Annotated in this window: 22 protein-coding genes, 5 tRNA genes and 1 riboswitch; of the genes, 22 read left to right on the top strand and 5 right to left on the bottom strand. The window is 59.7% G+C overall.

Annotated elements, in window-relative coordinates:
• Positions 1 to 52 precede the first annotated feature (52 nt).
• From aruF to astE, 6 genes are all read left to right on the top strand, one after another.
• Entirely contained in the window at positions 53 to 1,072 is a 1,020-nt protein-coding gene (aruF, locus tag NTD85_RS18340; RefSeq protein WP_007951057.1) for an arginine/ornithine succinyltransferase subunit alpha, read from the top strand.
• Positions 1,073 to 1,123: 51 nt separating this feature from the next.
• Positions 1,124 to 2,149: an arginine N-succinyltransferase gene (astA, locus tag NTD85_RS18335; protein WP_003227276.1), complete on the top strand. Its 1,026-nt coding sequence runs from the start codon at positions 1,124 to 1,126 to the stop codon at positions 2,147 to 2,149.
• Positions 2,146 to 3,615 (top strand): succinylglutamate-semialdehyde dehydrogenase, encoded by a 1,470-nt coding sequence (gene astD, locus NTD85_RS18330; RefSeq protein WP_262142850.1) that lies wholly within the window; start codon positions 2,146 to 2,148, stop codon positions 3,613 to 3,615. The genes astA and astD overlap by 4 nt, the downstream gene beginning before the upstream one ends.
• A 142-nt stretch (positions 3,616 to 3,757) precedes the next feature.
• The gene (astB, locus tag NTD85_RS18325; protein WP_003227272.1) at positions 3,758 to 5,104 is read left to right on the top strand and encodes an N-succinylarginine dihydrolase; all 1,347 of its coding nucleotides are present in this window, start codon (positions 3,758 to 3,760) and stop codon (positions 5,102 to 5,104) included.
• A gap of 57 nt (positions 5,105 to 5,161) precedes the next feature.
• Complete coding sequence (locus NTD85_RS18320; RefSeq protein WP_003227270.1) at positions 5,162 to 5,452, top strand: hypothetical protein; 291 nt, start codon at positions 5,162 to 5,164, stop codon at positions 5,450 to 5,452.
• A gap of 12 nt (positions 5,453 to 5,464) precedes the next feature.
• On the top strand, positions 5,465 to 6,475 hold the full coding sequence (astE, locus tag NTD85_RS18315) for a succinylglutamate desuccinylase (protein WP_262142849.1): 1,011 nt from the start codon (positions 5,465 to 5,467) through the stop codon (positions 6,473 to 6,475).
• Between the two features lie 155 nt (positions 6,476 to 6,630).
• Here the strand turns inward: astE and NTD85_RS18310 are convergent, their stop codons facing one another.
• Positions 6,631 to 7,140 carry a 6,7-dimethyl-8-ribityllumazine synthase gene (locus NTD85_RS18310; protein WP_003227266.1) on the bottom strand — a complete coding sequence of 170 codons (510 nt, stop codon included), beginning with the start codon at positions 7,138 to 7,140 and terminating at the stop codon, positions 6,631 to 6,633.
• A gap of 101 nt (positions 7,141 to 7,241) precedes the next feature.
• A riboswitch (FMN riboswitch) is annotated at positions 7,242 to 7,412 on the bottom strand.
• A 277-nt stretch (positions 7,413 to 7,689) separates the two neighbouring features.
• On the opposite strand from NTD85_RS18310, the gene ltaE reads away from it, so the two are divergent.
• From ltaE to NTD85_RS18270, 8 genes are all read left to right on the top strand, one after another.
• Positions 7,690 to 8,694, top strand: a complete 1,005-nt coding sequence (gene ltaE / locus NTD85_RS18305) for a low-specificity L-threonine aldolase (RefSeq protein ID WP_262142848.1) — start codon at positions 7,690 to 7,692, stop codon at positions 8,692 to 8,694.
• Between the two features lie 146 nt (positions 8,695 to 8,840).
• Positions 8,841 to 11,459 carry an alanine--tRNA ligase gene (gene alaS / locus NTD85_RS18300; RefSeq protein ID WP_086794684.1) on the top strand — a complete coding sequence of 873 codons (2,619 nt, stop codon included), beginning with the start codon at positions 8,841 to 8,843 and terminating at the stop codon, positions 11,457 to 11,459.
• Between the two features lie 90 nt (positions 11,460 to 11,549).
• On the top strand, positions 11,550 to 12,791 hold the full coding sequence (locus tag NTD85_RS18295) for an aspartate kinase (protein WP_003227260.1): 1,242 nt from the start codon (positions 11,550 to 11,552) through the stop codon (positions 12,789 to 12,791).
• 187 nt (positions 12,792 to 12,978) lie between these two features.
• Positions 12,979 to 13,167, top strand: a complete 189-nt coding sequence (csrA, locus tag NTD85_RS18290) for a carbon storage regulator CsrA (RefSeq protein ID WP_002554426.1) — start codon at positions 12,979 to 12,981, stop codon at positions 13,165 to 13,167.
• A 62-nt stretch (positions 13,168 to 13,229) separates the two neighbouring features.
• A tRNA-Ser gene (locus NTD85_RS18285) sits at positions 13,230 to 13,320 on the top strand.
• 107 nt (positions 13,321 to 13,427) lie between these two features.
• Positions 13,428 to 13,504: transfer RNA gene (locus NTD85_RS18280), tRNA-Arg, on the top strand.
• A 71-nt stretch (positions 13,505 to 13,575) separates the two neighbouring features.
• Positions 13,576 to 13,652 (top strand) — tRNA-Arg (locus tag NTD85_RS18275).
• A 72-nt stretch (positions 13,653 to 13,724) separates the two neighbouring features.
• A tRNA-Arg gene (locus NTD85_RS18270) sits at positions 13,725 to 13,801 on the top strand.
• 18 nt (positions 13,802 to 13,819) lie between these two features.
• Here NTD85_RS18270 and NTD85_RS18265 read toward each other — a convergent pair.
• The gene (locus NTD85_RS18265) at positions 13,820 to 14,338 is read right to left on the bottom strand and encodes a cell envelope protein SmpA (RefSeq protein WP_262142847.1); all 519 of its coding nucleotides are present in this window, start codon (positions 14,336 to 14,338) and stop codon (positions 13,820 to 13,822) included.
• A 320-nt stretch (positions 14,339 to 14,658) separates the two neighbouring features.
• Here NTD85_RS18265 and mgtE point away from each other — a divergent pair, with 320 nt between their 5' ends.
• Positions 14,659 to 16,101 (top strand): magnesium transporter, encoded by a 1,443-nt coding sequence (mgtE, locus tag NTD85_RS18260; RefSeq protein ID WP_003227256.1) that lies wholly within the window; start codon positions 14,659 to 14,661, stop codon positions 16,099 to 16,101.
• Positions 16,102 to 16,326: 225 nt separating this feature from the next.
• Here the strand turns inward: mgtE and NTD85_RS18255 are convergent, their stop codons facing one another.
• A complete protein-coding gene (locus NTD85_RS18255; RefSeq protein ID WP_003178899.1) occupies positions 16,327 to 16,653 on the bottom strand; it encodes an Arc family DNA-binding protein in 327 nt (108 codons plus the stop codon).
• A gap of 389 nt (positions 16,654 to 17,042) precedes the next feature.
• Here NTD85_RS18255 and phnN point away from each other — a divergent pair, with 389 nt between their 5' ends.
• Positions 17,043 to 17,612, top strand: a complete 570-nt coding sequence (phnN, locus tag NTD85_RS18250; protein WP_262142846.1) for a phosphonate metabolism protein/1,5-bisphosphokinase (PRPP-forming) PhnN — start codon at positions 17,043 to 17,045, stop codon at positions 17,610 to 17,612.
• Here phnN and NTD85_RS18245 read toward each other — a convergent pair.
• Together NTD85_RS18245 and NTD85_RS18240 are read right to left on the bottom strand one after the other, a co-directional pair.
• The gene (locus tag NTD85_RS18245; protein ID WP_003227249.1) at positions 17,587 to 17,766 is read right to left on the bottom strand and encodes a PA3371 family protein; all 180 of its coding nucleotides are present in this window, start codon (positions 17,764 to 17,766) and stop codon (positions 17,587 to 17,589) included. The two genes, phnN and NTD85_RS18245, sit on opposite strands and share 26 nt — an antisense overlap.
• A gap of 20 nt (positions 17,767 to 17,786) precedes the next feature.
• The gene (locus NTD85_RS18240) at positions 17,787 to 18,017 is read right to left on the bottom strand and encodes a hypothetical protein (protein WP_226499598.1); all 231 of its coding nucleotides are present in this window, start codon (positions 18,015 to 18,017) and stop codon (positions 17,787 to 17,789) included.
• 294 nt (positions 18,018 to 18,311) lie between these two features.
• Between NTD85_RS18240 and NTD85_RS18235 the strand changes: the two genes are divergently transcribed.
• The 6 genes from NTD85_RS18235 to NTD85_RS18210 all read left to right on the top strand — a co-directional run bounded on the left by NTD85_RS18235 (position 18,312) and on the right by NTD85_RS18210 (position 24,515).
• A tRNA-Arg gene (locus NTD85_RS18235) sits at positions 18,312 to 18,388 on the top strand.
• 309 nt (positions 18,389 to 18,697) lie between these two features.
• Positions 18,698 to 18,946: a hypothetical protein gene (locus NTD85_RS18230; protein ID WP_262142845.1), complete on the top strand. Its 249-nt coding sequence runs from the start codon at positions 18,698 to 18,700 to the stop codon at positions 18,944 to 18,946.
• Between the two features lie 387 nt (positions 18,947 to 19,333).
• Positions 19,334 to 20,938, top strand: a complete 1,605-nt coding sequence (locus NTD85_RS18225; protein ID WP_003227240.1) for a tetratricopeptide repeat-containing response regulator — start codon at positions 19,334 to 19,336, stop codon at positions 20,936 to 20,938.
• Positions 20,935 to 21,627 carry a sensor histidine kinase gene (locus tag NTD85_RS18220; RefSeq protein ID WP_262142844.1) on the top strand — a complete coding sequence of 231 codons (693 nt, stop codon included), beginning with the start codon at positions 20,935 to 20,937 and terminating at the stop codon, positions 21,625 to 21,627. Before NTD85_RS18225 ends, NTD85_RS18220 begins: the two co-directional genes overlap by 4 nt.
• Positions 21,628 to 21,827: 200 nt before the next feature.
• Complete coding sequence (locus tag NTD85_RS18215; protein WP_193774894.1) at positions 21,828 to 23,069, top strand: glutamine synthetase family protein; 1,242 nt, start codon at positions 21,828 to 21,830, stop codon at positions 23,067 to 23,069.
• A gap of 69 nt (positions 23,070 to 23,138) precedes the next feature.
• Positions 23,139 to 24,515 (top strand): MFS transporter, encoded by a 1,377-nt coding sequence (locus NTD85_RS18210; protein WP_262142843.1) that lies wholly within the window; start codon positions 23,139 to 23,141, stop codon positions 24,513 to 24,515.
• Positions 24,516 to 24,605 lie beyond the last annotated feature (90 nt).

Raw genomic sequence — 24,605 nt, 5'->3', positions numbered from 1 at the left:
ACAATGTTCGGTGTTTTTTCTGTGATTTTTATAAGAGAAAAGGAGTGACACCATGCTGGTGATGCGCCCTGCGCAAATGGCTGATCTGGGCGAGGTACAGCGTCTGGCCGCGGACAGCCCGATTGGTGTCACTTCCTTGCCGGATGACGTGGAACGCCTGAGCGACAAGATCGCCGCAAGCGAAGCCTCGTTCGCCGCCGAAGTGAGCTTCAACGGTGAAGAGAGCTACTTCTTCGTCCTCGAAGACACCGCCACCGGCAAACTGGTCGGCTGCTCGGCGATCGTTGCCTCGGCCGGTTACTCGGAGCCGTTCTACAGCTTCCGCAACGAGACCTTCGTCCACGCGTCCCGCGAGCTGAAGATCCACAACAAGATCCACGTGCTCTCGCAATGCCATGACCTGACCGGCAACAGCCTGCTGACCAGTTTCTACGTGCAACGCGAGCTGGTCGGTTCGCCGTGGTCTGAGCTCAACTCCCGTGGTCGCTTGCTGTTTGTCGCCAGCCACCCGGAGCGTTTCGCTGATTCGGTGGTGACCGAGATCGTCGGCTACAGCGACGAGAACGGCGACTCGCCGTTCTGGGATGCCATCGGTCGCAACTTCTTCGACCTCAACTACGCCGAGGCCGAGCGCCTGTGCGGCCTGAAGAGCCGCACGTTCCTCGCCGAGCTGATGCCGCATTACCCGATCTACGTGCCGCTGCTGCCGGACTCCGCTCAAGAAGCGATGGGCCAGGTGCACCCGCGTGCGCAGATCACCTTCGACATCCTGATGCGCGAAGGCTTCGAGACCGATCACTACATCGACATTTTCGACGGTGGCCCGACCCTGCATGCGCGTGTTTCGGGGATCCGTTCGATCGCTCAGAGCCGTGTAGTGCCGGTGAAGATCGGCGAGCCGGTCAAAGGCGCCGGGCGCCAGTATCTGGTGGCCAACGCGCAGTTGCAGGATTACCGCGCGGTGCTGCTGGAACTCGATTACGCGCCGGGCAAACCGGTGACCTTGGATCTGGAAGCAGCCGAAGCCTTGGGCGTCGGTGAAGGTGCCAGCGTGCGCCTGGTGGCGGTTTAACGCCTTAGCGAGTTTCACGGGTGGCGAAGGCGGCCCGTTTGAGGAGATAGCATGATTGTTCGTCCCGTACGCAGCAGCGATTTATCCGCGCTGATCGACCTGGCCCGCAGCACCGGCACCGGCCTGACCACTTTGCCGGCCAACGAAGAGCGCCTGACCCACCGGGTCGGCTGGGCCGAGAAGACCTTTCGCGGCGAAGCCGGCCGTGGCGATGCGGACTACCTGTTCGTGCTCGAAGACGACAACGGTCGCGTGGTGGGGATTTCCGCCATCGCCGGCGCGGTCGGTCTGCGTGAGCCGTGGTACAACTTCCGCGTCGGCCTGACCGTCAGCGCCTCGCAAGAGCTGAACATCTATCGCGAGATTCCGACGCTGTTCCTCGCCAACGACCTGACCGGCAACTCCGAGCTGTGCTCGCTGTTCCTGCACGCCGATTACCGCACCGGTCTGAACGGCCGCATGCTGTCCAAGGCGCGCATGCTGTTCATCGCCGAGTTCCCTGAGCTGTTCGGCAACAAGATCATCGCCGAGATGCGCGGTGTGTCCGATGAAGCCGGACGCTCGCCGTTCTGGGAGAGCCTCGGTCGGCACTTCTTCAAGATGGAATTCAGCCAGGCCGATTACCTGACCGGGGTTGGCAACAAGGCGTTCATCGCCGAACTGATGCCGAAATTCCCGCTGTACACCTGCTTCCTGTCACCGGATGCGCGCAACGTCATCGGCCAGGTGCACCCGGACACCGAGCCGGCGCTGGCGATGCTCAAGAGCGAAGGTTTCAGCTATCAGGGTTACGTCGATATCTTCGACGCCGGCCCGGCCATTGAATGCGAAACCAGCAAGATCCGCGCAGTCCGCGACAGCGAAGCGCTGGTGCTGGCGATCGGTACGCCGGGCGATGACGCCACGCCGTTCATCATCCATAACCGCAAGCGCGAAGACTGCCGCATCACAGCTGCGCCTGCCCGTCTGGCCGCTGGCACGCTGGTGGTCGATCCGCAGACCGCCAAACGTCTTCAACTCAACGCTGGCGATCAAGTGCGCGCCGTGGCGTTGTCTGCTGCTCGGGAGTCGAAATAATGAATTCGCTATACATCGCAGGTGAATGGCTGGCCGGTCAGGGCGAAGCCTTTCAGTCGCTGAACCCGGTAACCCAGCAAGTGCTGTGGTCGGGGGAGGGCGCCACCGCCGCTCAGGTCGAGTCCGCCGTGCAGGCTGCGCGTCAGGCGTTTCCGGGCTGGGCGCGGCGTTCGCTGGACGAGCGCATCAGCGTGCTCGAAGCCTTTGCTGCCGCCCTGAAAAACCACAGTGACGAACTGGCCCGCACCATCGGCGAGGAAACCGGCAAGCCTCTGTGGGAAGCCGCGACTGAAGTCACCAGCATGGTCAACAAGATCGCGATTTCGGTGCAGAGCTACCGCGAGCGTACCGGCGAGAAGAGCGGCCCGCTGGGCGACGCCACCGCCGTGCTGCGCCACAAGCCACACGGTGTGGTGGCGGTGTTCGGCCCTTACAACTTCCCGGGCCACTTGCCGAACGGGCACATCGTGCCGGCACTGCTGGCGGGCAACAGCGTGCTGTTCAAGCCAAGCGAACTGACGCCGAAAGTCGCCGAGCTGACGGTCAAGTGCTGGATCGAGGCCGGTTTGCCGGCTGGCGTGTTGAACCTGCTGCAAGGCGCTCGTGAAACCGGTATTGCGCTGGCGGCGAACCCGGGCATCGACGGTCTGTTCTTCACTGGCTCCAGCCGCACCGGCAATCACCTGCACCAGCAGTTCGCCGGGCGTCCGGACAAGATTCTTGCTTTGGAAATGGGCGGCAACAATCCGCTGGTGGTCGATCAGGTGGCTGATCTGGACGCGGCGGTGTACACGATCATTCAGTCAGCCTTCATCTCCGCCGGTCAGCGCTGCACGTGTGCGCGTCGTCTGTTGGTGCCGCAGGGCGCGTGGGGCGACAGCCTGCTCAAGCGTCTGGTGGAGGTCAGCTCGACGATTGAGGTCGGTGCGTTCGATCAACAGCCGGCGCCATTCATGGGCTCGGTGATTTCCCTTGGCGCGGCGAAAGCGCTGATGGATGCCCAGCAACACCTGCTGGCCAATGGCGCGGTGTCGTTGCTGGAGATGACGCAGCCGCAGGCGCAGTCGGCATTGCTGACCCCGGGCATTCTGGATGTGACGGCGGTGGCCGAGCGTCCGGACGAAGAACTGTTCGGTCCGTTGCTGCAGGTGATTCGCTATGCCGATTTTGCTGCGGCGATCACTGAGGCCAACGATACCGCTTATGGTCTGGCGGCGGGGTTGCTGTCGGATTCCGAAGCGCGTTATCAGCAGTTCTGGCTGGAAAGCCGCGCCGGTATCGTCAACTGGAACAAACAGCTGACCGGTGCCGCGAGCAGCGCGCCGTTCGGCGGTGTCGGGGCTTCGGGCAATCATCGCGCCAGCGCCTACTACGCCGCAGATTACTGCGCGTACCCGGTGGCCTCGCTGGAAACGCCGAGCCTGGTGTTGCCTGCGGCCCTGACGCCTGGCATCAAAATGGTGTGATGCCCATTCGCGAGCAAGCTCGCTCCCACAAGGGCGATGAGATCCCTGTGGGAGCGAGCTTGCTCGCGAAGGCCGCGACGCGGTCGCACTGAACAGTTAGTTACTGAAGCCTATAACAACAGATTCTCGTGGAGCCTCGCTGATGAAATCCTATGAAGTCAATTTTGACGGTCTAGTGGGGCCGACCCATAACTACGGCGGTCTGTCCTACGGCAACGTTGCGTCCCAGAGCAACAGCCAGCAATCTTCGAATCCGAAGGAAGCGGCGCTGCAAGGCCTGGCGAAGATGAAAGCGCTGATGGAAATGGGCTTTCAGCAAGGCGTGCTGGCGCCACAGGAACGTCCGGACGTGGCCGCTCTGCGCCGTCTGGGTTTCAGCGGCACCGACGCGCAAGTGATCGAGCGCGCCGCGAAGGAAGCCATGCCGTTGCTGGTTGCCAGTTGCTCGGCGTCGAGCATGTGGGTGGCCAACGCCGCCACCGTCAGCCCGAGTGCCGACACCGCTGACGGTCGCGTGCATTTCACCGCCGCCAACCTCAACTGCAAATACCATCGCAGCATCGAACACCCGACCACCAGCCGCGTGCTCGGCGCGATGTTCGCCGATCAGCAGCACTTCGCCCATCACGCCGCGTTGCCGGCGGTGGCGCAGTTCGGTGACGAAGGCGCGGCCAACCACACGCGTTTCTGCCGTGAGTACGGCGAGGCCGGTGTCGAGTTTTTCGTGTTCGGTCGCAGTGCGTTCGACACCCGTTACCCGGCGCCACAGAAGTACCCGGCGCGCCAGACCCTAGAAGCCTCGCAAGCGGTGGCGCGTCTGCACGGTCTGCGTGACGAAGGCGTGGTTTACGCGCAGCAGAACCCGGCAGTGATCGACCAGGGCGTATTCCACAACGACGTGATCGCGGTGGGTAACGGCGAGGTGCTGTTCTATCACGAGGATGCGTTCCTCGACACCGAGCAGATGCTGGCCGAGTTGCAGGGCAAACTGGCCAAGGTCGGCGGCAAGTTCCAGTCGATCTGTGTGCCGCGTTCGGCGGTCACCGTCGACGACGCCGTGCGCTCCTACCTGTTCAACAGCCAGTTGCTGTCGCGTCCTGACGGTTCGATGCTGCTGATCGTGCCGGAAGAGTGCCGTGGCAACGAGCGCGTGTGGAACTACCTGCAAGGGCTGACCAGCTCCGGCGGCCTGATCCGCGAAGTGAAAGTCTTCGACCTCAAGCAAAGCATGCAGAACGGCGGTGGCCCGGCGTGCCTGCGACTGCGCGTCGCGCTCAACGAAACCGAGCTGGCGGCCGTCAATCCAGGAGTTATCATGACGGCCCCGTTGTACGGTTCGTTAACCGCATGGGTTGAAAAGCACTACCGCGACCGCCTGAGCGAAACCGATCTGGCGGACCCGCAGTTGCTGCTTGAATGCCGGACGGCACTGGATGAACTGACGCAAATCCTTAAACTGGGCGCGGTTTATCCATTCCAGATCAATTGATGGCCGGCGCGTCGCCTGAACGCGACGCGCGGCTTGTCTACCCAAGAGAGTAAAAACATGAGCGATTCCCTGCAGCTGATCCTTGAAGACACCGACGGCACGCAACTGCAAACCTCGTGCACCCGCGTCGCGGTCATGTGGCAAGGCAAAGAGCTGTGGATCCAGCAGGACGGCCGTGGTCAACTGCTGATCGGCGTGGACGTCGAGGAAGGTGACGAAGAGTACGCCAACCTGCTGCTGCGCCCATTGGCAACTAATCTGGTAAGTCTGCAACTGGAAATGGAACCGGCTGACCTCGGCGATGACGAGGAACATGTGCACGGCCCGGATTGCAACCACGACCACTAAGGAAACCGCTCTATGCTCGCCCTCGGCAAACTGCTTGAACTGACCCTCGCCGGCCGCGAACCGGCGGAGAAGACTCAACTGACTGTCGAAGGCGTGCGCATGCGCTGGTTGAGCGAGGGTGCGCTGGAAGTCCGGCCACCCGAAGCGCGCGACAATGGCCTGGACCTGCTGCTGTCGGCAGGCATCCACGGCAATGAAACAGCGCCGATCGAGTTGCTCGATCGGCTGCTGCATGACATCGCTCGCGGCGATCTGAAGCCGCGTGCACGCATTCTGTTCCTGTTCGGCAACCCGGAAGCGATTCGCAAAGGCGAGCGCTTCGTCGAGCAGGACGTCAATCGGCTGTTCAACGGCCGGCATGAACAAACCAGCGGCTCCGAAGCCATCCGCGCCTGCGAGCTGGAACGGCTGGCGGCAAGTTTCTTCAGCCTGGCGGATCGTCAGCGCCTGCACTATGACCTGCACACGGCGATTCGTGGTTCGAAGATCGAGCAGTTCGCGCTGTACCCGTGGAAGGAAGGTCGCCAGCATTCGCGCCGCGAACTGGCGCGCCTGCGCGCTGCCGGGATGGAAGCGGTGTTGCTGCAGAACAAGCCGTCGATCGTGTTCAGCTCCTACACCTACGACAAGCTCGGGGCCGAGTCCTTCACCCTGGAGCTGGGCAAGGCGCGGCCGTTCGGGCAGAACGAAGGGGTGGATGTTTCACGTCTGGAAACCCGTCTGAAGCAGATCATCGAAGGCAATGAGCCGGATCTGGCCGAAGAAGGCCTGGACGGTTTGCAGCTGTTCAGCGTCGCCCGGGAAATCATCAAGCACAGCGATGCGTTCCGCCTGAACCTGCCGGCGGACATCGAAAACTTTTCCGAGCTGGATGTGGGTTATGTGCTGGCCGAAGATCTGGCCAATACCCGCTGGATCATCGAGGAAGAGGGCGCGCGGATCATCTTCCCCAATCCCAAGGTCAAGAACGGCTTGCGTGCCGGCATCCTGATCGTGCCGACCACCGACGAACATCTCGCCTGACCCAATTTCCGGTCTGATATATAACCCTGTGGGAGCGAGCTTGCTCGCGAATGCAATCTGGCATTCAACATTTGAGTTGGCTGTCAGTCCGCTTTCGCGAGCAAGCTCGCTCCCACAGGGGAATGAGTGAGACCAAAAGCCTCACTTATGGTCTATCAGACGGCGACTGCACGTGGCTCTGTGCGACGCAGCGCACGAACCTTCTGCAGCGTGTCCGCGCAAGTCCGCGCCGCTTCCTGACCCTTGTGCACGAAGTGCTCGAAGAAGAATTTCTGATGTTCTTCACCGGCATGGAAGTGATGCGGGGTCAGGGACACCGAGAACACTGGCACTTCGGTTTCCAGTTGCACCTGCATCAGGCCGCTGACCACTGACTGGGCAACGAACTCGTGACGGTAGATGCCGCCGTCCACGACCAGCGCCGCCGCGACGATGCCGGCATAACGACCGGTCTTGGCCAGCAACTTGGCGTGCAGCGGCATTTCAAAGGCGCCGCCGACTTCGAAAAAGTCGATGTCCGACTCCTGATAACCCTGGGCCAGCATTTCGGCGACGAAGCCTTTACGGCTCTGGTCGACGATTTCCTTGTGCCAGCAGGCCTGGATGAACGCAACGCGCTCGCCGTGAGGGTGTTTGGTTTTGCTGTCGATAGCGGTGGGTTGCATGTTCTGACTCCTGTTTGTGTGAAAAACAGGGCGTTATGAATCGAAAGGGATTCAAGGGTACGCACGAGCACACAAGCGCGCGGGCGGCCCTTTGGCGTCAATCCCGTTCTCTCTTCATCCGGACTATGACCGTCGGCCCCGGAATCACACCGGGTCTGCTGACCTTGCCGCCGATCACCGCCAATGCCGTGTCGTCGCCAAGCGCTCGCGGGCTATGCGCATTGCGCGCAATTACCGCCGGTGGGGAATTACACCCCGCCCTGAGAACGTTTTTGCCGCCCTTTCTCGGGCGGCGCAGCGTTTTTATCACAGATTTTCCGGCCTTGCACAGAACCTGTGGGAGCGGGCTTGCTCGCGAAGGCGGTGTGTCAGCCGGCAAATTGATTGGTTGACACACCGCTTTCGCGAGCAAGCCCGCTCCCACATTGGATTGCGTCCTTTCAATAAGTAATGTGCTTTTTCTCACTCAAGGGTTGATTAATCGGCGCCATGACCGCAGTAATTCACCTTCGAAAAGGGATTTCCCCTGCTGACTCTGAGGCCAGGTTCATGAGCGTTATCGATCTTCGCAGCGACACCGTCACCCAACCGACTCCTGCCATGCTCGACGCGATGACTGCGGCGGCTACCGGTGACGATGTGTACGGCGAAGATCCGACGGTCAATCGTCTGGAGGCGGAACTGGCAAAACGCCTGGGTTTCGCCGCCGCGCTGTTCGTGCCAACCGGCACCATGAGCAATCTGCTGGGCCTGATGGCGCACTGCGAACGTGGCGACGAGTACATCGTCGGCCAGCAGGCGCACACCTATAAGTACGAGGGCGGTGGCGCGGCGGTGCTCGGTTCGATCCAGCCGCAGCCGCTGGAAGTGCAGGCCGACGGTTCGCTGGATCTGGCTCACGTGGCGGCAGCGATCAAGCCAGACGACTTTCACTTCGCCCGTACCCGTCTGCTGGCGCTGGAAAACACCATGCAGGGCAAGGTGCTGCCGCTGGAGTATCTGGCCCGGGCGCGCCAATTCACTCAGGAGCATGGCCTGGCTCTGCATCTGGACGGCGCGCGGCTGTACAACGCGGCGGTCAAGCTCGGGGTGGATGCCCGGGAAATCACCCGGCATTTCGATTCGGTGTCGGTATGCCTGTCCAAAGGCCTTGGGGCGCCAGTCGGTTCAGTGTTGTGTGGCACTGAGCAACTGATCGGCAAGGCCCGGCGTCTGCGCAAAATGGTTGGCGGTGGCATGCGTCAGGCCGGGTTGCTCGCGGCGGCGGGGCTGTATGCGCTGGATCACCACGTCGAGCGCCTGGCGGATGACCATGCCAACGCACAGTTTTTGGCCGAAGGCTTGCGCGAGGCCGGGTTCAGCGTCGAGCCGGTGCAGACCAACATGGTTTACGTGCAAATGGGCGACCAAGCTGAAGCGCTCAAGGCGTTTGCTGCCGAACGCGGGATCAAGTTGAGCGCCGCGGCGCGCTTGCGCATGGTCACGCACATGGACGTCAGTCGCTCGCAAATCGAGCAAGTGATCGCGACATTCGTCGAGTTTTCGCGCAAGTGACAGCGTTAGCCGCCCAATTGACCGTTACTATCGTATAAACACGCTGTACCCCACGCGAAGGGCCGATATAATGCGGCCCTTTGCCGTCGTTTCGTCTGTTGACGTTTCGTACAGGCCTTTGGCCGCAGCCTCCGTGGAAGAACCTAATGAAAAGCGCAGAAATCCGTGAAGCCTTCCTTCGCTTCTTCGAAGAGCAAGGCCACACCCGTGTAGCCTCCAGCTCTTTGATTCCGGGCAACGACCCAACCCTGCTGTTCACCAACGCGGGGATGAACCAGTTCAAGGACTGCTTCCTGGGCCAGGAAAAGCGCGCGTACACCCGCGCAACCAGCAGCCAGAAGTGCGTGCGTGCCGGTGGCAAGAACAGCGACCTGGAAAACGTCGGTTATACCGCTCGTCACCACACATTCTTCGAAATGCTCGGTAACTTCAGCTTCGGTGACTATTTCAAGCACGACGCGATTACCTTCGCCTGGACCTTCCTGACCGGCGTTCTGAAACTGCCGAAGGAAAAACTCTGGGTCACCGTCTACGCCTCCGACGACGAAGCGTATGACATCTGGACCAAAGAAATCGGTGTGCCGGTCGAGCGCATGATCCGCATCGGCGACAACAAAGGCGCGCCTTACGCCTCCGACAACTTCTGGACCATGGGCGATACCGGCCCATGCGGCCCATGCACCGAGATTTTCTACGATCACGGCGACCACATCTGGGGCGGCCCACCGGGTTCGCCGGAAGAAGACGGCGACCGTTACATCGAGATCTGGAACAACGTGTTCATGCAGTTCAACCGCACCGCCGATGGCGTGTTGCATCCGTTGCCAGCACCGTCGGTCGACACCGGCATGGGCCTGGAGCGGATCAGTGCGGTGATGCAGCACGTCAATTCCAACTACGACATCGACCTGTTCAAGAACCTGCTGAAGGCCTCGGCCGAAGCCATCGGCTGCGAAAATGGCGATCAGTCGTCGCTGAAAGTGGTGTCCGACCACATCCGTTCGTGCGGTTTCCTGATCGCCGACGGCGTGCTGCCGTCCAACGAAGGCCGCGGTTACGTGCTGCGCCGGATCATTCGTCGCGCCTGCCGTCACGGCAACAAGCTGGGCGCCACCGGCAGCTTCTTCTACAAGATCGTTGCCGCGCTGGTCGCCGAGATGGGCGAAGCCTTCCCGGAACTGCAGAAGCAGCAGAGCAACATCGAGCGCGTACTCAAGGCCGAAGAAGAACAGTTCTCCAAGACCCTGGAGCACGGCCTGAAGATCCTCGAGCAGGATCTGCTGGAACTCAAAGGCACCGTGGTGCCGGGCGACGTGGTGTTCAAACTCTACGACACCTACGGTTTCCCGATGGACCTGACCGCCGACATCGCTCGCGAGCGCGGCCTGACGGTCGACGAAGTCGGCTTCGAGCGTGAAATGGAAGCCCAGCGTGTGCGTGCGCGTTCCGCCAGTTCGTTCGGTCTGGACTACAACACGCTGGTCAAGGTTGATGTGGCCACCGAGTTCACCGGTTACACCGACACCAGCGGTTCGGCAAAAATCGTCGCTATCTATAAAGATGGCCAGTCGGTCGACGTCTTGAGTGAAGGCGAAGAGGCGGTAATCGTGCTGAACCAGACGCCGTTCTACGCTGAATCTGGCGGCCAGATCGGCGACTGCGGTTTCCTGCAGGCGGGCAACGCGCGTTTCGACGTCCGTGACACCACCAAGACTGGCGGCGCATTCCTGCACCACGGCGTGCTGGATTCCGGCAGCCTGACCATTGGCGCTCCGGTGGAAACTCACGTGGATGCCGAAGTGCGTCACGCGACCTCGCTGAACCACTCTGCCACCCACTTGCTGCACGCTGCATTGCGTCAGGTGTTGGGCGAGCACGTGCAACAGAAAGGTTCGTTGGTGGATAGCCAGCGTCTGCGCTTCGACTTCAGCCACTTTGAAGCGATCAAGCCGGAGCAGATCAAAGCGCTGGAAGACATCGTCAACGCCGAGATCCGCAAGAACTCTGCAGTTGAAACCGAAGAGACCGACATCGAAACCGCCAAGCAGAAAGGCGCGATGGCGCTGTTCGGCGAGAAGTACGGCGACAACGTGCGCGTGCTGAGCATGGGCGGCGATTTCTCTGTCGAGCTGTGTGGCGGTATCCACGCCAACCGTACCGGCGACATCGGCCTGCTGAAAATCATCAGCGAAGGCGGTGTGGCATCGGGCGTGCGTCGTATCGAGGCAGTCACCGGTGCTGCGGCACTGGCCTACTTGAACGCTGCTGAAGAACAACTCAAGGAAGCGGCCAACCTGGTCAAGGGCAGCCGCGACAATCTGATCGACAAGCTGTCGGCCGTGCTGGAGCGCAACCGCGCGCTGGAAAAGCAACTCGAGCAGTTGCAGGCCAAGGCTGCCAGCGCCGCGGGCGACGATCTGTCGAACTCGGCAGTCGACGTCAAGGGCGTGAAGGTTCTGGCTGCACGTCTGGATGGTCAGGACGGCAAGGCGCTGCTGGCGCTGGTCGATCAGCTGAAAAACAAACTCGGCCGCGCAGTGATCCTGCTCGGCAGTGTCCATGAGGAAAAGGTCGTACTGGTTGCCGGTGTAACCAAGGACCTGACTGGCCAACTCAAAGCCGGTGATTTGATGAAACAGGCTGCTGCGGCAGTGGGCGGGAAGGGCGGTGGTCGTCCGGACATGGCGCAGGGCGGCGGTGTCGACGCCGGCGCACTGGATGGCGCGCTGGCGCTGACCGTTCCATTCGTCGAGCAGGGTTTATAAGACGGCCCGTCGGGCCCGCAGTCTAGTGGCGGGCCCGGCGGCTGTTCGAGTGATTATTGGGCGCCCTTCATGGGCAGAGGCGGCTTTGAAATGGCTTTGATCGTACAGAAATTTGGAGGCACCTCGGTCGGTACTGTCGAGAGAATCGAGCAGGTCGCCGACAAGGTTAAGAAATTCCGCGATGCCGGCGATGACCTGGTGGTTGTGCTGTCTGCAATGAGCGGCGAAACCAACCGTCTGATCGATCTGGCCAAGCAAATCAGTGGCGACGCGCAACCGGTTCCGCGTGAACTGGACGTGATCGTTTCCACCGGTGAGCAGGTGACGATTGCCCTGTTGGCCATGGCGCTGATCAAGCGCGGTGTGCCGGCGGTGTCGTACACCGGTAATCAGGTGCGGATCCTGACGGACAGTGCGCACAATAAAGCGCGTATCTTGCAGATTGATGACCAGAAGATTCGCGGTGATCTGAAAGCAGGTCGCGTGGTGGTTGTCGCCGGTTTCCAGGGCGTCGACGAGCACGGCAACATCACCACCCTCGGTCGTGGCGGTTCCGACACCACGGGCGTGGCACTGGCGGCGGCATTGAAGGCTGACGAGTGCCAGATCTACACCGACGTCGATGGTGTCTACACCACTGACCCGCGTGTGGTGCCGGTCGCTCAGCGTCTGGACAAGATCACCTTCGAAGAGATGCTGGAAATGGCCAGCCTCGGTTCCAAGGTGCTGCAGATCCGTGCGGTGGAATTCGCCGGCAAGTACAACGTTCCGCTGCGCGTACTGCACAGCTTCAAGGAGGGTCCGGGCACCCTCATTACTATTGATGAAGAGGAAACCATGGAACAGCCGATCATTTCCGGCATCGCTTTCAACCGCGATGAAGCCAAGCTGACCATCCGTGGCGTGCCAGACACCCCGGGCGTGGCGTTCAAGATTCTCGGCCCGATCAGTGCCGCGAACATCGAAGTCGACATGATCGTGCAGAACGTCGCGCACGATAACACCACCGACTTCACCTTCACCGTGCACCGCAACGACTACCAGGCCGCACAGACCGTGCTGGAAAACACCGCTCGCGAGATCGGTGCCCGGGAAGTGGTGGGCGACACCAAAATTGCCAAGGTCTCGATCGTCGGCGTCGGCATGCGTTCTCACGCAGGCGTGGCCAGCCGCATGTTCGAATCCCTGGCCAAGGAAAGCATTAACATCCAGATGATCTCGACGTCGGAAATCAAGGTTTCCGTGGTGATCGAAGAGAAGTACCTGGAACTGGCTGTGCGCGCTCTGCACACGGCTTTCGAACTGGACGCTCCGGCCCGTCAGGGCGAGTAATCCGGTCACCTGAAGGGCGCGGTCTGACCGCGCCCTTTATTTTTGAATGGCGCGAGCCCCTGAACTGTTCTTTTGCTCGCGCTGGTCAATACTCAGGCATGTAGGGCTACGATCGCTCCGGTTGTAGGTCGGGTGCCTTTTTTTTGCAGACTGTTGTCCCTGAAATGAAATGCGTGAGGAGAAAGGTATGCTGATTCTGACTCGTCGGTGCGCAGAAAGCCTGATTATCGGTGATGGCGAAATCACCGTGACCGTGCTCGGCGTCAAAGGAAATCAAGTGCGTATCGGCGTCAACGCCCCGAAAGAGGTTGCCGTGCACCGTGAGGAAATTTACCTGCGTATAAAGAAAGAGAAGGACGAAGAACCAAGCCATTAATTTTTATCGATTTTTATGTTTGCAAACGGGGAAGAAGGTGGTTAATATACGCCCCGTGTTGCGGAGAGCTGGCCGAGTGGCCGAAGGCGCTCCCCTGCTAAGGGAGTACACCTCAAAAGGGTGTCGGGGGTTCGAATCCCCCGTTCTCCGCCATTATTTGCTTAGTACGTTGTAATCTGGCTTTTTCTGTAAGTTGTTGAATTTATTAGAAAAAGTGGTTGGAATAGAGATTAGACGGGCTATAATGCGGCGCAACAAATGCACTCGTAGCTCAGCTGGATAGAGTACTCGGCTACGAACCGAGCGGTCACAGGTTCGAATCCTGTCGAGTGCACCATTTAAGAGTTGTTTATAGCGATATAAAGAACTCGGCTTCAGCCAGTTGTGGTCTGGTTTAAAAACACAAATGCACTCGTAGCTCAGCTGGATAGAGTACTCGGCTACGAACCGAGCGGTCACAGGTTCGAATCCTGTCGAGTGCACCATTTAAGAGTCGTTTGTAGCAATACAGGCAACTCGGCTTCAACCAGTTGTGGTCTGGTCTAAAAACACAAAATGCACTCGTAGCTCAGCTGGATAGAGTACTCGGCTACGAACCGAGCGGTCACAGGTTCGAATCCTGTCGAGTGCACCATATTCAAGAAGCCCGCGTTTAACGCGGGCTTTTTGTTGTCTGCGATTTGGCTTTTCCTTTCACGCAGCCCTTCTCATCAAAATCGACTTGAGCACTGCGGCCTCGTTTCAGGTCGTATCGATAGCTCGTCGTCGACGTTCGAATATTTACCTTGTCCGGTTTGCCCAGAGCGCTTTCAACATCCTGTTGGCTCATGCCGGCAATCACTCGTTGATTGATGATCGCTGCGCGGCGCTGCCTGGCATTGATCAGGTTGCCGCATTTGTCCTCCAGGCGGCCAACGATGCCAGGTTCACGTCCCCTGATTGTCATACCGTATATTTCTTCGTGGTTGTGTTCCGGCATGATCGGCACGACAGATCCGGGTGAGTAGGGCTTGACTTGCTGCAGCGAGAGCTGCTCATCGTTCGCACAACTCAGGGTGGTGAAGGTGATGCCGCCGTCGGGTGCTTCGCAGCGGTGAAGGGTGTTGGCAACCCCGGCGGGCGGCAGGCAGAGCAGGCTGGCGACTACAAAACGGAATGTTCTGGATAGCATTCGACGTCCTCCATGACGATCTACGCTCAAGGGTAGTCGCTACATTTTTCAGTGCCGGTGTGTTTTCTTTTCAAGATGAGTCGTCGCATCTGCACGGGTCAGGACAGTGCTCAGCTTTGTCGCGCAAGCGCTTGTTTCGACCGCGATTTTTAACGTTTAAAACCGTCAGGCGGTGTATCATTGCGCCCGTCAGCCCCGCCGGGGCTTATGGAAAACCTCCATGGACTTACCCAGTAGTTACTCAGTAACCCGTTTCACCAATCATGAATTGACTGATTGATCCTTCCGGCGTGCCCCGCTGCTGGGAGTGGAGTTCGCCTATGTCCGAAATCGAAGTAAAGAAAACACAGGAAAGCCTGCAGGATCGCCTGGCTCAGGTCGTTGAGCTGCTGCAGCGCCAGAAGGTCGTCGAAGACCTGACTCATCGCCAGGAAGGCGCGCATCACGACCGGGTCGAGAACCTGGTTCACCGGCAGAATCTCGTCGAGCTGCAACGCAAACTCGATGATCTGCACTCCGCCGACGTTGCCTACATCCTTGAAGCCTTGCCGCTGGACGATCGTCTGACGCTCTGGCAACTGGTCAAGGCTGATCGCGACGGCGACATTCTTCTCGAAGTATCCGACTCCGTTCGTGAAACGCTGATCGCCGACATGGACGATCACGAGCTCCTGGCTGCGGCCAAGGACATGGACGCCGACGAGCTTGCTGACTTGGCCTCCGAGCTGCCGCGAGACGTCGTCCATGAGCTGATGGAGACGCTAGACCAGCAACAACGCGAGCGCGTGCGTTCGGCCCTGTCCTATGACGAGGAGCAGGTCGGTGCGCTGATGGACTTCGAGATGGTGACCATCCGTGAGGATGTCAGTCTCGAAGTGGTTCTGCGTTACCTGCGCCGTCTCAAGGAGCTGCCGGGGCACACCGATAAACTGTTCGTGGTTGATTACGACGGTGTGCTCAAGGGTGTGCTGCCGATCAAGCGTCTGCTGGTCAACGATCCGGACAAACAGGTTTCTGAAGTCATGGCCAGCGATCCGGTGAGTTTTCACCCGGACGAAGACGCCTATGACGCTGCTCAGGCGTTCGAACGTTACGACTTGATCTCGGCCCCGGTGGTCGACAAGAACGGCAAGCTGATTGGCCGTCTGACCATCGACGAAATGGTCGACCTGATTCGTGAGGAGAGCGAAAGCGAAGTCCTCAACATGGCGGGTCTGCGGGAAGAGGAGGACATCTTCGCCTCCGTCTGGAAATCCCTGCGCAACCGCTGGGCGTGGCTGGCAATCAACCTGATCACTGCCTTTGTCGCTTCGCGGGTGATCGGCCTGTTCGAAGGCTCGATCGAGAAGCTGGTGGCGCTGGCGGCGCTGATGCCGATCGTGGCGGGTATTGGCGGTAACTCCGGTAACCAGACGATCACCATGATCGTGCGCGCCATGGCGCTCGACCAGGTCAGCACGGGCAACACCTCGCGCTTGATGCGCAAGGAGCTCGCGGTGGCGTTGATCAACGGTCTGGTCTGGGGCGGGGTGATCGGTGTGGTCGCTTACTTGCTCTACGGCAGTTGGTCGCTGGGCGTGGTAATGACGGCGGCGATGACGCTCAATTTGCTGCTCGCAGCGTTGATGGGAGTGTTGATCCCGATGACGCTGGCCAAGATGGGCCGCGACCCGGCGATGGGCGCCAGTGTGATGATCACGGCCATGACCGACAGCGGTGGCTTCTTCATCTTTCTGGGGTTGGCGACGATCTTCCTGCTCTGATTCGCCGCAATGCAAAAGCCCCGCCAATTGGCGGGCTTTTTTGTGCCTGTGTATTTATCTGTGGCGAGGGGATTTATCCCCGATGGGTTGCGCAGCGACCTCAGGAGAGGCCTTGGTGCCATCGGGGATAAATCCCCTCACTACGAGTCTGCCTCGGATTGTCGTGATTAACATCCGGGCAAAAAAAAGCCAGCACTTATGCTGGCTTGAGATGTTCGGTGTGGCTCAGGACGCGTCTGCGGCCATTTCGGCGTCGTGAGCGATCAGCGACACCAGGGCGTTCTGTTGACGGTGCGACAGCTGACGGAAGCGTTGCAGCAGCTCACGCTCGTGCAGCGAAAGCTCAGGGCTGTCCAGGCGCATGCTCAACTCTTCGCCCAGTGCACCTTCCTGAATAAGACTCTGCTCAAGGCGCGCAATGATTTCGGAGTTCATGCTGCGATGATGATTGCGAGCCACCTCGGCAATGCGTTCACGCATCCCGTCTGGCAGACGTACGACGAACTTGTCAGCCGTACGGCTGGAATAAATTGCCTGTTTCAATGGGCGCATATATTTAACCGGTTAGTTCAGGGGAGCGGTTCTCGGGATTGGCCGCAGGATGTGTGGTAGGACAAGCATCCGCGCCAAATGGTTCAACCTGAATTGTTAAGAGGCCCGCATCATGCCTCAAAATTGCCAGATCATTGGCGTCAATTCTGTGACAAATATTGAGCTGGGTAAAGGCGTAATGCCAGCACCAATTATCAGAAATGCGGACTGGTTTGAAAACTTTGCCTTGGTCCGCATCAATGACCGCTTCCGGGTGCACATCTGTTGATGTCCAAAGACGTCAGAACGTGCATGCTATGCGGCTTTCGATCCTTGTTCCTTACCTGTACAGGATAGTGGCAATTTGCCGATTTACTAGGGGCAAACACCGGCCGGAGGGCGTTTTCAGGATGGATGGCAAGCTTATTTATCTGATGGGGCCCTCCGGTTCAGGCAAGGACAGCCTGATCGAGGCCGCGCGTGAGCCTTTGCGCGAGTTGAACTGCGAAGTCATGCGTCGAGTAATTACCCGATCAGCGGAATCCGTGGGCGAGGACGCTATCGGCGTGACGGCCGAAGAGTTCGAGCGACGCCAGCAAGCCGGGGACTTCTCGCTGGCCTGGCACGCCAATGGGCTGGCTTATGGCATCCCGGCAGAAATGGACGAATGGTTGCGTGCTGGGCGACGCGTACTGGTGAACGGCTCACGCGCCAACCTGCGTCAGGCGCTTGAGCGCTACCCGACACTGCTGCCGGTGCTGCTGACGGTCAAGGACGAGGTCTTGCGTGAACGCCTGCTCAGGCGTGGCCGGGAGACGCCCGAGCAGATTGATGCGAGGCTGGCGCGCAATGCGCTGTTCAAGGACAGAAGGGCAACTGATTTGCCCGTTCACCTGATCGACAACTCGGGCGACCTGGCGGACGCCGTTAAGCAATTGCTGAACTTGATCCGGCTTAACGCAGCACCGGATCAAATTTGATCTTGCGCCCGGCAACCAGGGCCAGCACAAACAACACTGCAAATACGCCGCAGCCAATCAGGGGAAGGGTGACTGCGGTTTCCTCGAACAGCGAAAAATGCACAACGCCACTCAATAAGGCGAGGATCAGAAACCCTGCGGCTGATTTGGACATGCTGTACTCCTGAAGATATTTCAAAAAACCAGACGTTCGGTGTCGCGCGTCGGCAGTGCTTGCTCAGGCTCATTGACCGCCTGCGCCGCGAAGTCGCTCTGATTGCTCAGTACCGCCCACTGCGGCGCTTTCTGCACCTGCAAGTAATGCGGCATACGCTGAGCAACCGGTTCAGCACTCTCGGGGACAAAATGAAAGCCAACCAAAACCGCCAGTGCGATTGCGTTTGCGAGCAGGAGAGTGCTGTTCATGGGGCGGACTCCGTTTGTTCTGTTATGAGAACAGACATAGCAGCCGTCGTGCCAACAGTCTAACCGCTGTGAAGTCCTTTAAAAACAAGCATTTGGAAGGGTTTTTCATAAGGCGCGGGTTGCAATCTGCAATGATGGCTTTTTGGGGGAGTGCAAATTGCACGGTAAATCTTCCCGCAGCATTGCAAGGCGCCTGCCTACACTTAAAAAGCCCACGGACGACATGACAAATCAAGGGCCGGCCGTTAACATGCACGCCGTCCGTCACGCCGTGTCCGGCCGCGATAACTCAGTGTCCCAGTAGCTCAATTGGATAGAGCATCCCCCTCCTAAGGGGAAGGTTGGCAGTTCGAACCTGCCCTGGGACACCATATACATATCAATGCTTCCAGCGATTTAATCTGCCAACGTCCAATCTTTAAGGGGTGAAGGGTGGGTGCAAGTGGATCGCTTCAAGCATTCAAAGAGCCCCGCTCAGGTAATTGCCTGTCGGGGCGTTTTAGTAATCGCGACCTCGTATCAAGGTATTGCTCTGGGAGAAGAGCTCAGGCTTTGGTCGACGATAGCTACTGCTCACGGAGATTTTCTAGCTACCGAACTTGCGTCTCTCGGCTTGTGTTGAAGGTCCACTTCGTAGTGAACTCCAGCCGATGGCTCATTCAGACTAATGAGGATGAACCTTGAATCATGAACTATGGCTGGAACCCGATGGCTTACAGTTGTTTTGTCACTCTGGGCCTCATGGCGATGAATCGCGCGCCCTCCTTGAGCCGGGGTCGAAACTGATTTGGGAAGTTGAGGCGGCAAGCCGCTTCGAAGCGATGAGCAAGTACTATGAGTACATGGACTGGGGCGAATGGACGACGGATTTTCCCGAGCTGGATAAGACGCCTTACGGAGGGCCTGGCTGGGAGGATTACCCCGCATGACCTGTGAATCTCCTTGGCACTCCATCTTCAATTCATTCGCGCCAACGTTCTTCCGATTCCGTAAACCGCGAATTCAAAGCCCTTTCGGTTCGCGTGCGCGAGAAGCACCGCGAAACCAGAATGGTTGACGTCGATAGCCTTCAGCCATCGCACGTGTCGCCAGTCGAGATAAACCCTGTAGTGAAAAGATGACCCGGCGCGCAGGGTAATCGCTGCACAAGGAATCTTGAACCCCTCCACTTCAGAGAACCCCACTCCTTGCCGATAACTCCTTCGGCGACCTCAGACTCGCGCGAAATCGCTTGATAGCATTTGGCCTCCAGCTATCATCTGCGCGCCTGTGAAAACGCCCCCGGTTCACCTACTTCAATTGCCTGGAAATCCTCGATGCTGTCGTATCACCAAAAGAGTTTTCTGATCGTCGATGATTTCTCGGATTTCCGCAGTTCCGTACGCTCGATGCTGCGCGAGCTGGGGGTCAAGGACGTGGATACCGCCGATACCGGCGAGCAGGCGCTGAAGATGTGTGCGCAGAAGTCTTATGACTTCATCCTGCAGGATTTCCACCTCGGTGACGGCAAGAAGAACGGCCAGCAGGTGCTGGAAGACCTGATGTCGGAAAAGCTCATCAGTCATGAAGCGGTGTTTGTCATGGTGACGGCCGAGACCAGTCAGGCGATGGTGCTCAGTGCCCTGGAGCATGAGCCGGATGCCTACCTGACCAAGCCGTTCAACCGCTCCGGCCTGGCGCAGCGCCTGGAGCGTCTGGAGCAGCGCAAGACGTTGCTCAAACCGATTCTGCAAGCCCTTGATCGCGGTAAGCCGGTCGAGGTGCTCAATGCCTGCATTGCGCTGTGCAAGCAGGACATCCGTTATTCGCCGCTGTGCCTGCGTTATCGCGCCGATGCGCTGCGTGACATGAATCAGAACGAAGCGCTCGAACGCCTTTACGACAGCATCATCGCTGACCGGCCGTTGCCGTGGGCGTTCGCCGGGCTGGGCAAGTTGTTGTTCAAGCGTGGGCAAGTGGCGCAGGCCAAGGGTGTTTACGAAAAAGCCCTGAAAGTGTTCCCGATGATGCCGGCGCTGTACGACGGCATGGCCGATGTGCTGGTCGCCGAGGGCGATACCAAAGGCGCGCAGCGAGTGCTGGAGGAGGCCATTCGCTTATCGCCGCTGGCGGTGCGCCGGCAGGCGTTGCTCGGCAAACTGGCGATGGCCAATGAAGACTTTGACACCGCGTCCCGGGCCTATCGCCAGGCAGTGGCGCAGGGCGCGCAGTCGCGGTTCAAGGATCCGGAAAGCAACCTCGGTCTGGCTCATGCCTTGATCAGCAAGGGCAGTGAGCGCGGTCTCGACACGCGCACGCGGCTGGAGATCAACACCACGCTCAGCGCCGTCGCCAAAGAGAACCCGTCTGACCCGGGCCTGCAGATTCGTGCGCGCCTGATGAAGGCCACCAGTCTGCTGCTCAACGATGCCGAGACCGCCGACAAGCTCACCGAACAAGCGCTGATGCGCCTCGACGGCATGGAGCAGTTCATGAGTCCCGAGGCGGCGTTGCTGGTCGCCAAGCAGTTGCAGATGCTCGGTCAGGCCGAGGCGGGCACTTCGATGCTCAAGAGCTGCGCGGAGATTTACGGCGACGATCCGGCGGTGATGAAAGACATCGCCAAGCTCACCGATGACCCGACTATCCTCAGTTCGAGTAACGCCGCCGCCGACCTCAACCGTCAGGGCGTGCGCGTGTACAAGACCGGCAATCTGGTGGAGGCCCGCGAGGTGTTCCGCAAGGCGCTGAAGATGCAACCGAAGAACATCAGTATCGCGCTGAACATGGCCCAGTCGCTGCTGCACGGCACCGACACCAGTGTGCCGTCGGCGGAGCTGGAAGAATGTCGGGCCTGCCTGAAAATGGTCGGCCTGATGCCCGACACCGACGCGCGTTATGCGCGTTATCAGAAGCTGAAAAGCAAGGCGTTTGGCGAATGAACCAAGACGAGCAGGCGCTGGATTTCTCCACGGTGATCGCCTCCACCGTTCACGACATGAAGAACTCGCTGGCGATGCTGATGCAGGCCCACAGCCAGTGGCTGGCGCGGTTGCCCGAAGGGCAGCGCGGTGGGGCGGAGCAGGGTGTGATCGATTTCGAGTTCGCCCACCTCAACGGCATGCTGGTGCAGTTGCTCGGGCTGTACAAGCTCGGCGTCAACCAGATGCCGCTGCAACCGGCGTATCACGAACTCGATGATTTCATCGAGGCGCAACTGGCATCGCACCAAGAGGTGTTCGCCAGTCGCGGGATCATCGCCACCTATGAAGTCGATCCGCTGAGCCCGTTGGGTTTCTTCGATCGCGAGTTGGTTGCCTCGGTGTTGGGCAACTGCATCAACAACGCCATTCGTTACGCCCGCGAGTCGCTGCTGATCACCGTCAGCGACGAGGCCGGGCAACTGGTGTTGAGCATCAACGATGACGGCGATGGTTACCCGGCCGAGATGCTCGAGCGGCAGGCCGATTACGTGCAGGGCATCAATCACAGCAGTGGCAGCACCGGGTTGGGTCTGTATTTCGCCAACCGGATTGCCGCGTTGCATCAGCGCAATGGCGTGGTCGGGCACACCGAAATTCGCAATGGCGGACCACTGGGTGGCGGGGTGTTCAGCCTTTATCTGCCGTGACCCGGGTTTTTGTTTGACGCTGCTTGATATTCCGAACAGCCGGAGCCTATTTTGTACGGGTCGCCGTTCGCGGCTCGCACAATAACAAGGATTGCGTCATGACAACCGATGGCCAGCGTTCACTCGCGCAGCGACTGACCGGCATTGATGAGATTGAATGTGTCACGCCAGATTTGAACGGCGTGCCGCGCGGCAAAGTGATGACTGCCGAGGGTTTCCTCGAAGGGCGGCGTTTGCAGATGGCACGGGGGGTGCTGCTGCAATGCATCATGGGCGGTTATCCGCCGGCGCGGTTTTACGGCAGCGATGACGGCGACCTGGCACTGGTGGCCGAGCCGAGCATGATTCACCCTCTGCCATGGAGCGACGAGCCACGTGCCCTGGCCATCTGCGATGCCGACGAACTGAGCGGCGAAAGCTCCAATCTGTCGACCCGCGGTCAACTCAAAAAAGTCATCGCCCGTTACGCTGCGCGCGGTCTGGCGCCGGTGGTGGCGACCGAGCTGGAATTTTTTGTCTTCGCCCCGAACACCGATCCGACTCAGCCGTTCCGTCCGCCGGTAGGCCTGGATGGACGCCGCGAGGATGGTCAGTCGGCGTTCAGCGTCAGTTCCAACAATGGTCTGCGGCCGTTTTTCAGCGAAGTCTATAAATGCATGGCGGCCCTCGGTCTGCCACGCGATACCTTCATGCATGAAATGGGCGTCAGCCAGTTCGAGATCAACTTGCTGCACGGTGATCCGCTGTTGCTGGCCGACCAGACTTTCCTGTTCAAACACCTGCTCAAGGAAGTCGCGCTCAAGCATGGTCTGAGCGTGGTGTGCATGGCCAAGCCGCTGGCACACACGCCGGGCAGTTCGATGCACATTCACCAGAGCATCGTCGAGATCGCCACTGGCAACAACGTGTTCAGCGACGAGAACGGCCAGCCGACCGCAATGTTCCGCCATTTCATCGGCGGGCAGCAGGCGGGCATGGCTGATTTCACCGCACTGTTTGCACCGAACGTGAACTCCTATCAGCGTCTGTGTCATCCGTATGCTTCACCGAACAATGCCTGCTGGTCCCACGACAATCGCGCGGCAGGGCTACGGATTCCGGCCAGTTCGCCGGTGGCCCGGCGGGTCGAAAACCGTTTGCCTGGCGCCGATGCCAATCCGTATCTGGCGATTGCCGCGAGCCTGGCCGCCGGCTTGCATGGTATCGAGCATGAGCTGGAGCCGAGCGCTGCGATTCAGGGCGAATTCGAAGTGCCGGACAATCTTTCGTTGCCGTGTACCTTGCATGCCGCGCTCGAGCGTCTGAAACGTAGCCAATTGGCCAGGGAACTGTTCGGACAGGAGTTCATCGAAGGCTACATCGCTTCGAAGACCATGGAGTTGACCAGCTTCTTTGATGAAATCACTCCCTGGGAACGGCGTGTTCTAGCAGCCCAGGCCTGACGAACTGTCGTCATCGGGCTATCGTTTGGATAGCCCGATACTTACTGCAAGGAGCCGCTCGGAACGCCGATGCGCCAAATCTGGAAATCCTTTCGAGCGCTGTATTTCGCCTCGCTGATGATGTTGATCGGCTCGGGCCTTCTATCTACTTATCTGGCATTGCGCCTGGCCGCTGACCATGTCGATGGGCTGTGGGTCGGTGCGCTGATGGCGGCCAACTACTTCGGCCTGGTGCTGGGCGGCAAGATCGGTCACCGGCTGATCGCCCGGGTCGGACACATTCGGGCTTATTCGGCGTGTGCCGGGATCGTCGGCGCGGCGGTGCTCGGACATGGTCTGGTCGACTGGCTGCCGGCATGGCTGGTGCTGCGGACCATCGTCGGTCTGGGCATGATGTGCCAATACATGGTGATCGAGAGCTGGCTCAACGAGCAGGCCGACGCCAACCAGCGCGGGCTGGTGTTCAGCGGTTACATGATCGCTTCGTATCTGGGGCTGGTGCTGGGTCAGCTGATTCTGGTCATGCACCCGGGCCTCGGCCTGGAACTGCTGATGCTGGTCGCGCTGTGTTTTGCCTTGTGTCTGGTGCCGGTGGCGCTGACTCGACGGATCCACCCGGCGCCACTGCATCCGGCACCGATGGAGCCGCGCTTCTTTATCAAGCGGGTGCCGCAGTCGTTGAGCACGGTGCTGGGGGCCGGTCTGATCATCGGCTCGTTCTACGGTCTGGCGCCGCTGTATGCGTCGCAGCAGGGGCTGTCGACCGAGCAGGTTGGTCTGTTCATGGGTAGCTGCATTTTTGCTGGGCTGCTGGTGCAGTGGCCGTTGGGCTGGTTGTCCGACCGTTATGACCGGGCGCTGCTGATCCGTTGCTTCGCCGGTTTTCTCGCGGTGGCGGCGTTGCCGTTGGCGATCCTGCCGCAGGTGCCGCTGGAGGTGCTGTTTGTGGTTGGCTTCCTCTGTTCGCTGGTGCAGTTTTGCCTGTATCCGCTGGCGGTGGCGTTCTCCAACGACCACGTCGAGGGCGATCGCCGGGTGTCGCTGACGGCGATGCTGCTGGTGACCTACGGTGTCGGCGCAAGTATCGGCCCGCTGCTGGCGGGTGTGCTGATGAAGCTGTTCGGCAGTCAGAGTCTGTACGCGTTCTTCAGCTTCTTTGCACTGGTGCTGGTGTGGCGCATTCGCCCGAAAGCCGTGACCAATCTGCATCAGGTCGACGACGCACCGCTGCATCACGTGGCGATGCCGGACAGCATGTCGAGTTCGCCGCTGGTGGCAGCACTCGATCCGCGAGTGGATGAGCAGGTGGTGCAGGAGCAGATGCAAACCACGGTTACGCCGGAGCCAGAGCCAGAACCCGAGGTTCAGCCTGAAGCTGTGGCAGAAACTGATTCGGCAGATGAGGGTGATAAACCGACACCGGACATCAGTGGGGCCAGACCCTGAGTCGGGTGAGAGTAAGGCTGTTCAGAGACAGACACTGTAACTGTGGCGAGGGAGCTTGCTCCCGCTGGACTGCGCAGCAGGCACCGCTTG

The sequence above is a fragment of the Pseudomonas sp. 13B_3.2_Bac1 genome, assembly GCF_025466205.1.
GTDB lineage: Bacteria > Pseudomonadota > Gammaproteobacteria > Pseudomonadales > Pseudomonadaceae > Aquipseudomonas > Aquipseudomonas fluorescens_H.
Note: the sequence above shows the minus strand (reverse complement) of the source record. Positions and strands in the feature narration are given on the sequence as shown.

What these genes read in the sequence shown, in the direction of transcription:
- NTD85_RS18225 (WP_003227240.1), top strand. Translation starts at nt 19,334, where the DNA reads ATGCTGTCGTATCACCAAAAGAGTTTTCTGATCGTCGATGATTTCTCG.
- NTD85_RS18255 (WP_003178899.1), bottom strand. Translation starts at nt 16,653, where the DNA reads ATGCGCCCATTGAAACAGGCAATTTATTCCAGCCGTACGGCTGACAAG.
- alaS (WP_086794684.1), top strand. Translation starts at nt 8,841, where the DNA reads ATGAAAAGCGCAGAAATCCGTGAAGCCTTCCTTCGCTTCTTCGAAGAG.
- astE (WP_262142849.1), top strand. Translation starts at nt 5,465, where the DNA reads ATGCTCGCCCTCGGCAAACTGCTTGAACTGACCCTCGCCGGCCGCGAA.
- NTD85_RS18220 (WP_262142844.1), top strand. Translation starts at nt 20,935, where the DNA reads ATGAACCAAGACGAGCAGGCGCTGGATTTCTCCACGGTGATCGCCTCC.
- NTD85_RS18215 (WP_193774894.1), top strand. Translation starts at nt 21,828, where the DNA reads ATGACTGCCGAGGGTTTCCTCGAAGGGCGGCGTTTGCAGATGGCACGG.
- astA (WP_003227276.1), top strand. Translation starts at nt 1,124, where the DNA reads ATGATTGTTCGTCCCGTACGCAGCAGCGATTTATCCGCGCTGATCGAC.
- NTD85_RS18245 (WP_003227249.1), bottom strand. Translation starts at nt 17,766, where the DNA reads ATGTCCAAATCAGCCGCAGGGTTTCTGATCCTCGCCTTATTGAGTGGC.
- NTD85_RS18240 (WP_226499598.1), bottom strand. Translation starts at nt 18,017, where the DNA reads ATGAACAGCACTCTCCTGCTCGCAAACGCAATCGCACTGGCGGTTTTG.
- NTD85_RS18265 (WP_262142847.1), bottom strand. Translation starts at nt 14,338, where the DNA reads ATGCTATCCAGAACATTCCGTTTTGTAGTCGCCAGCCTGCTCTGCCTG.
- aruF (WP_007951057.1), top strand. Translation starts at nt 53, where the DNA reads ATGCTGGTGATGCGCCCTGCGCAAATGGCTGATCTGGGCGAGGTACAG.
- NTD85_RS18210 (WP_262142843.1), top strand. Translation starts at nt 23,139, where the DNA reads ATGCGCCAAATCTGGAAATCCTTTCGAGCGCTGTATTTCGCCTCGCTG.
- NTD85_RS18295 (WP_003227260.1), top strand. Translation starts at nt 11,550, where the DNA reads ATGGCTTTGATCGTACAGAAATTTGGAGGCACCTCGGTCGGTACTGTC.
- mgtE (WP_003227256.1), top strand. Translation starts at nt 14,659, where the DNA reads ATGTCCGAAATCGAAGTAAAGAAAACACAGGAAAGCCTGCAGGATCGC.
- phnN (WP_262142846.1), top strand. Translation starts at nt 17,043, where the DNA reads ATGGATGGCAAGCTTATTTATCTGATGGGGCCCTCCGGTTCAGGCAAG.
- csrA (WP_002554426.1), top strand. Translation starts at nt 12,979, where the DNA reads ATGCTGATTCTGACTCGTCGGTGCGCAGAAAGCCTGATTATCGGTGAT.
- ltaE (WP_262142848.1), top strand. Translation starts at nt 7,690, where the DNA reads ATGAGCGTTATCGATCTTCGCAGCGACACCGTCACCCAACCGACTCCT.
- astB (WP_003227272.1), top strand. Translation starts at nt 3,758, where the DNA reads ATGAAATCCTATGAAGTCAATTTTGACGGTCTAGTGGGGCCGACCCAT.
- NTD85_RS18310 (WP_003227266.1), bottom strand. Translation starts at nt 7,140, where the DNA reads ATGCAACCCACCGCTATCGACAGCAAAACCAAACACCCTCACGGCGAG.
- NTD85_RS18320 (WP_003227270.1), top strand. Translation starts at nt 5,162, where the DNA reads ATGAGCGATTCCCTGCAGCTGATCCTTGAAGACACCGACGGCACGCAA.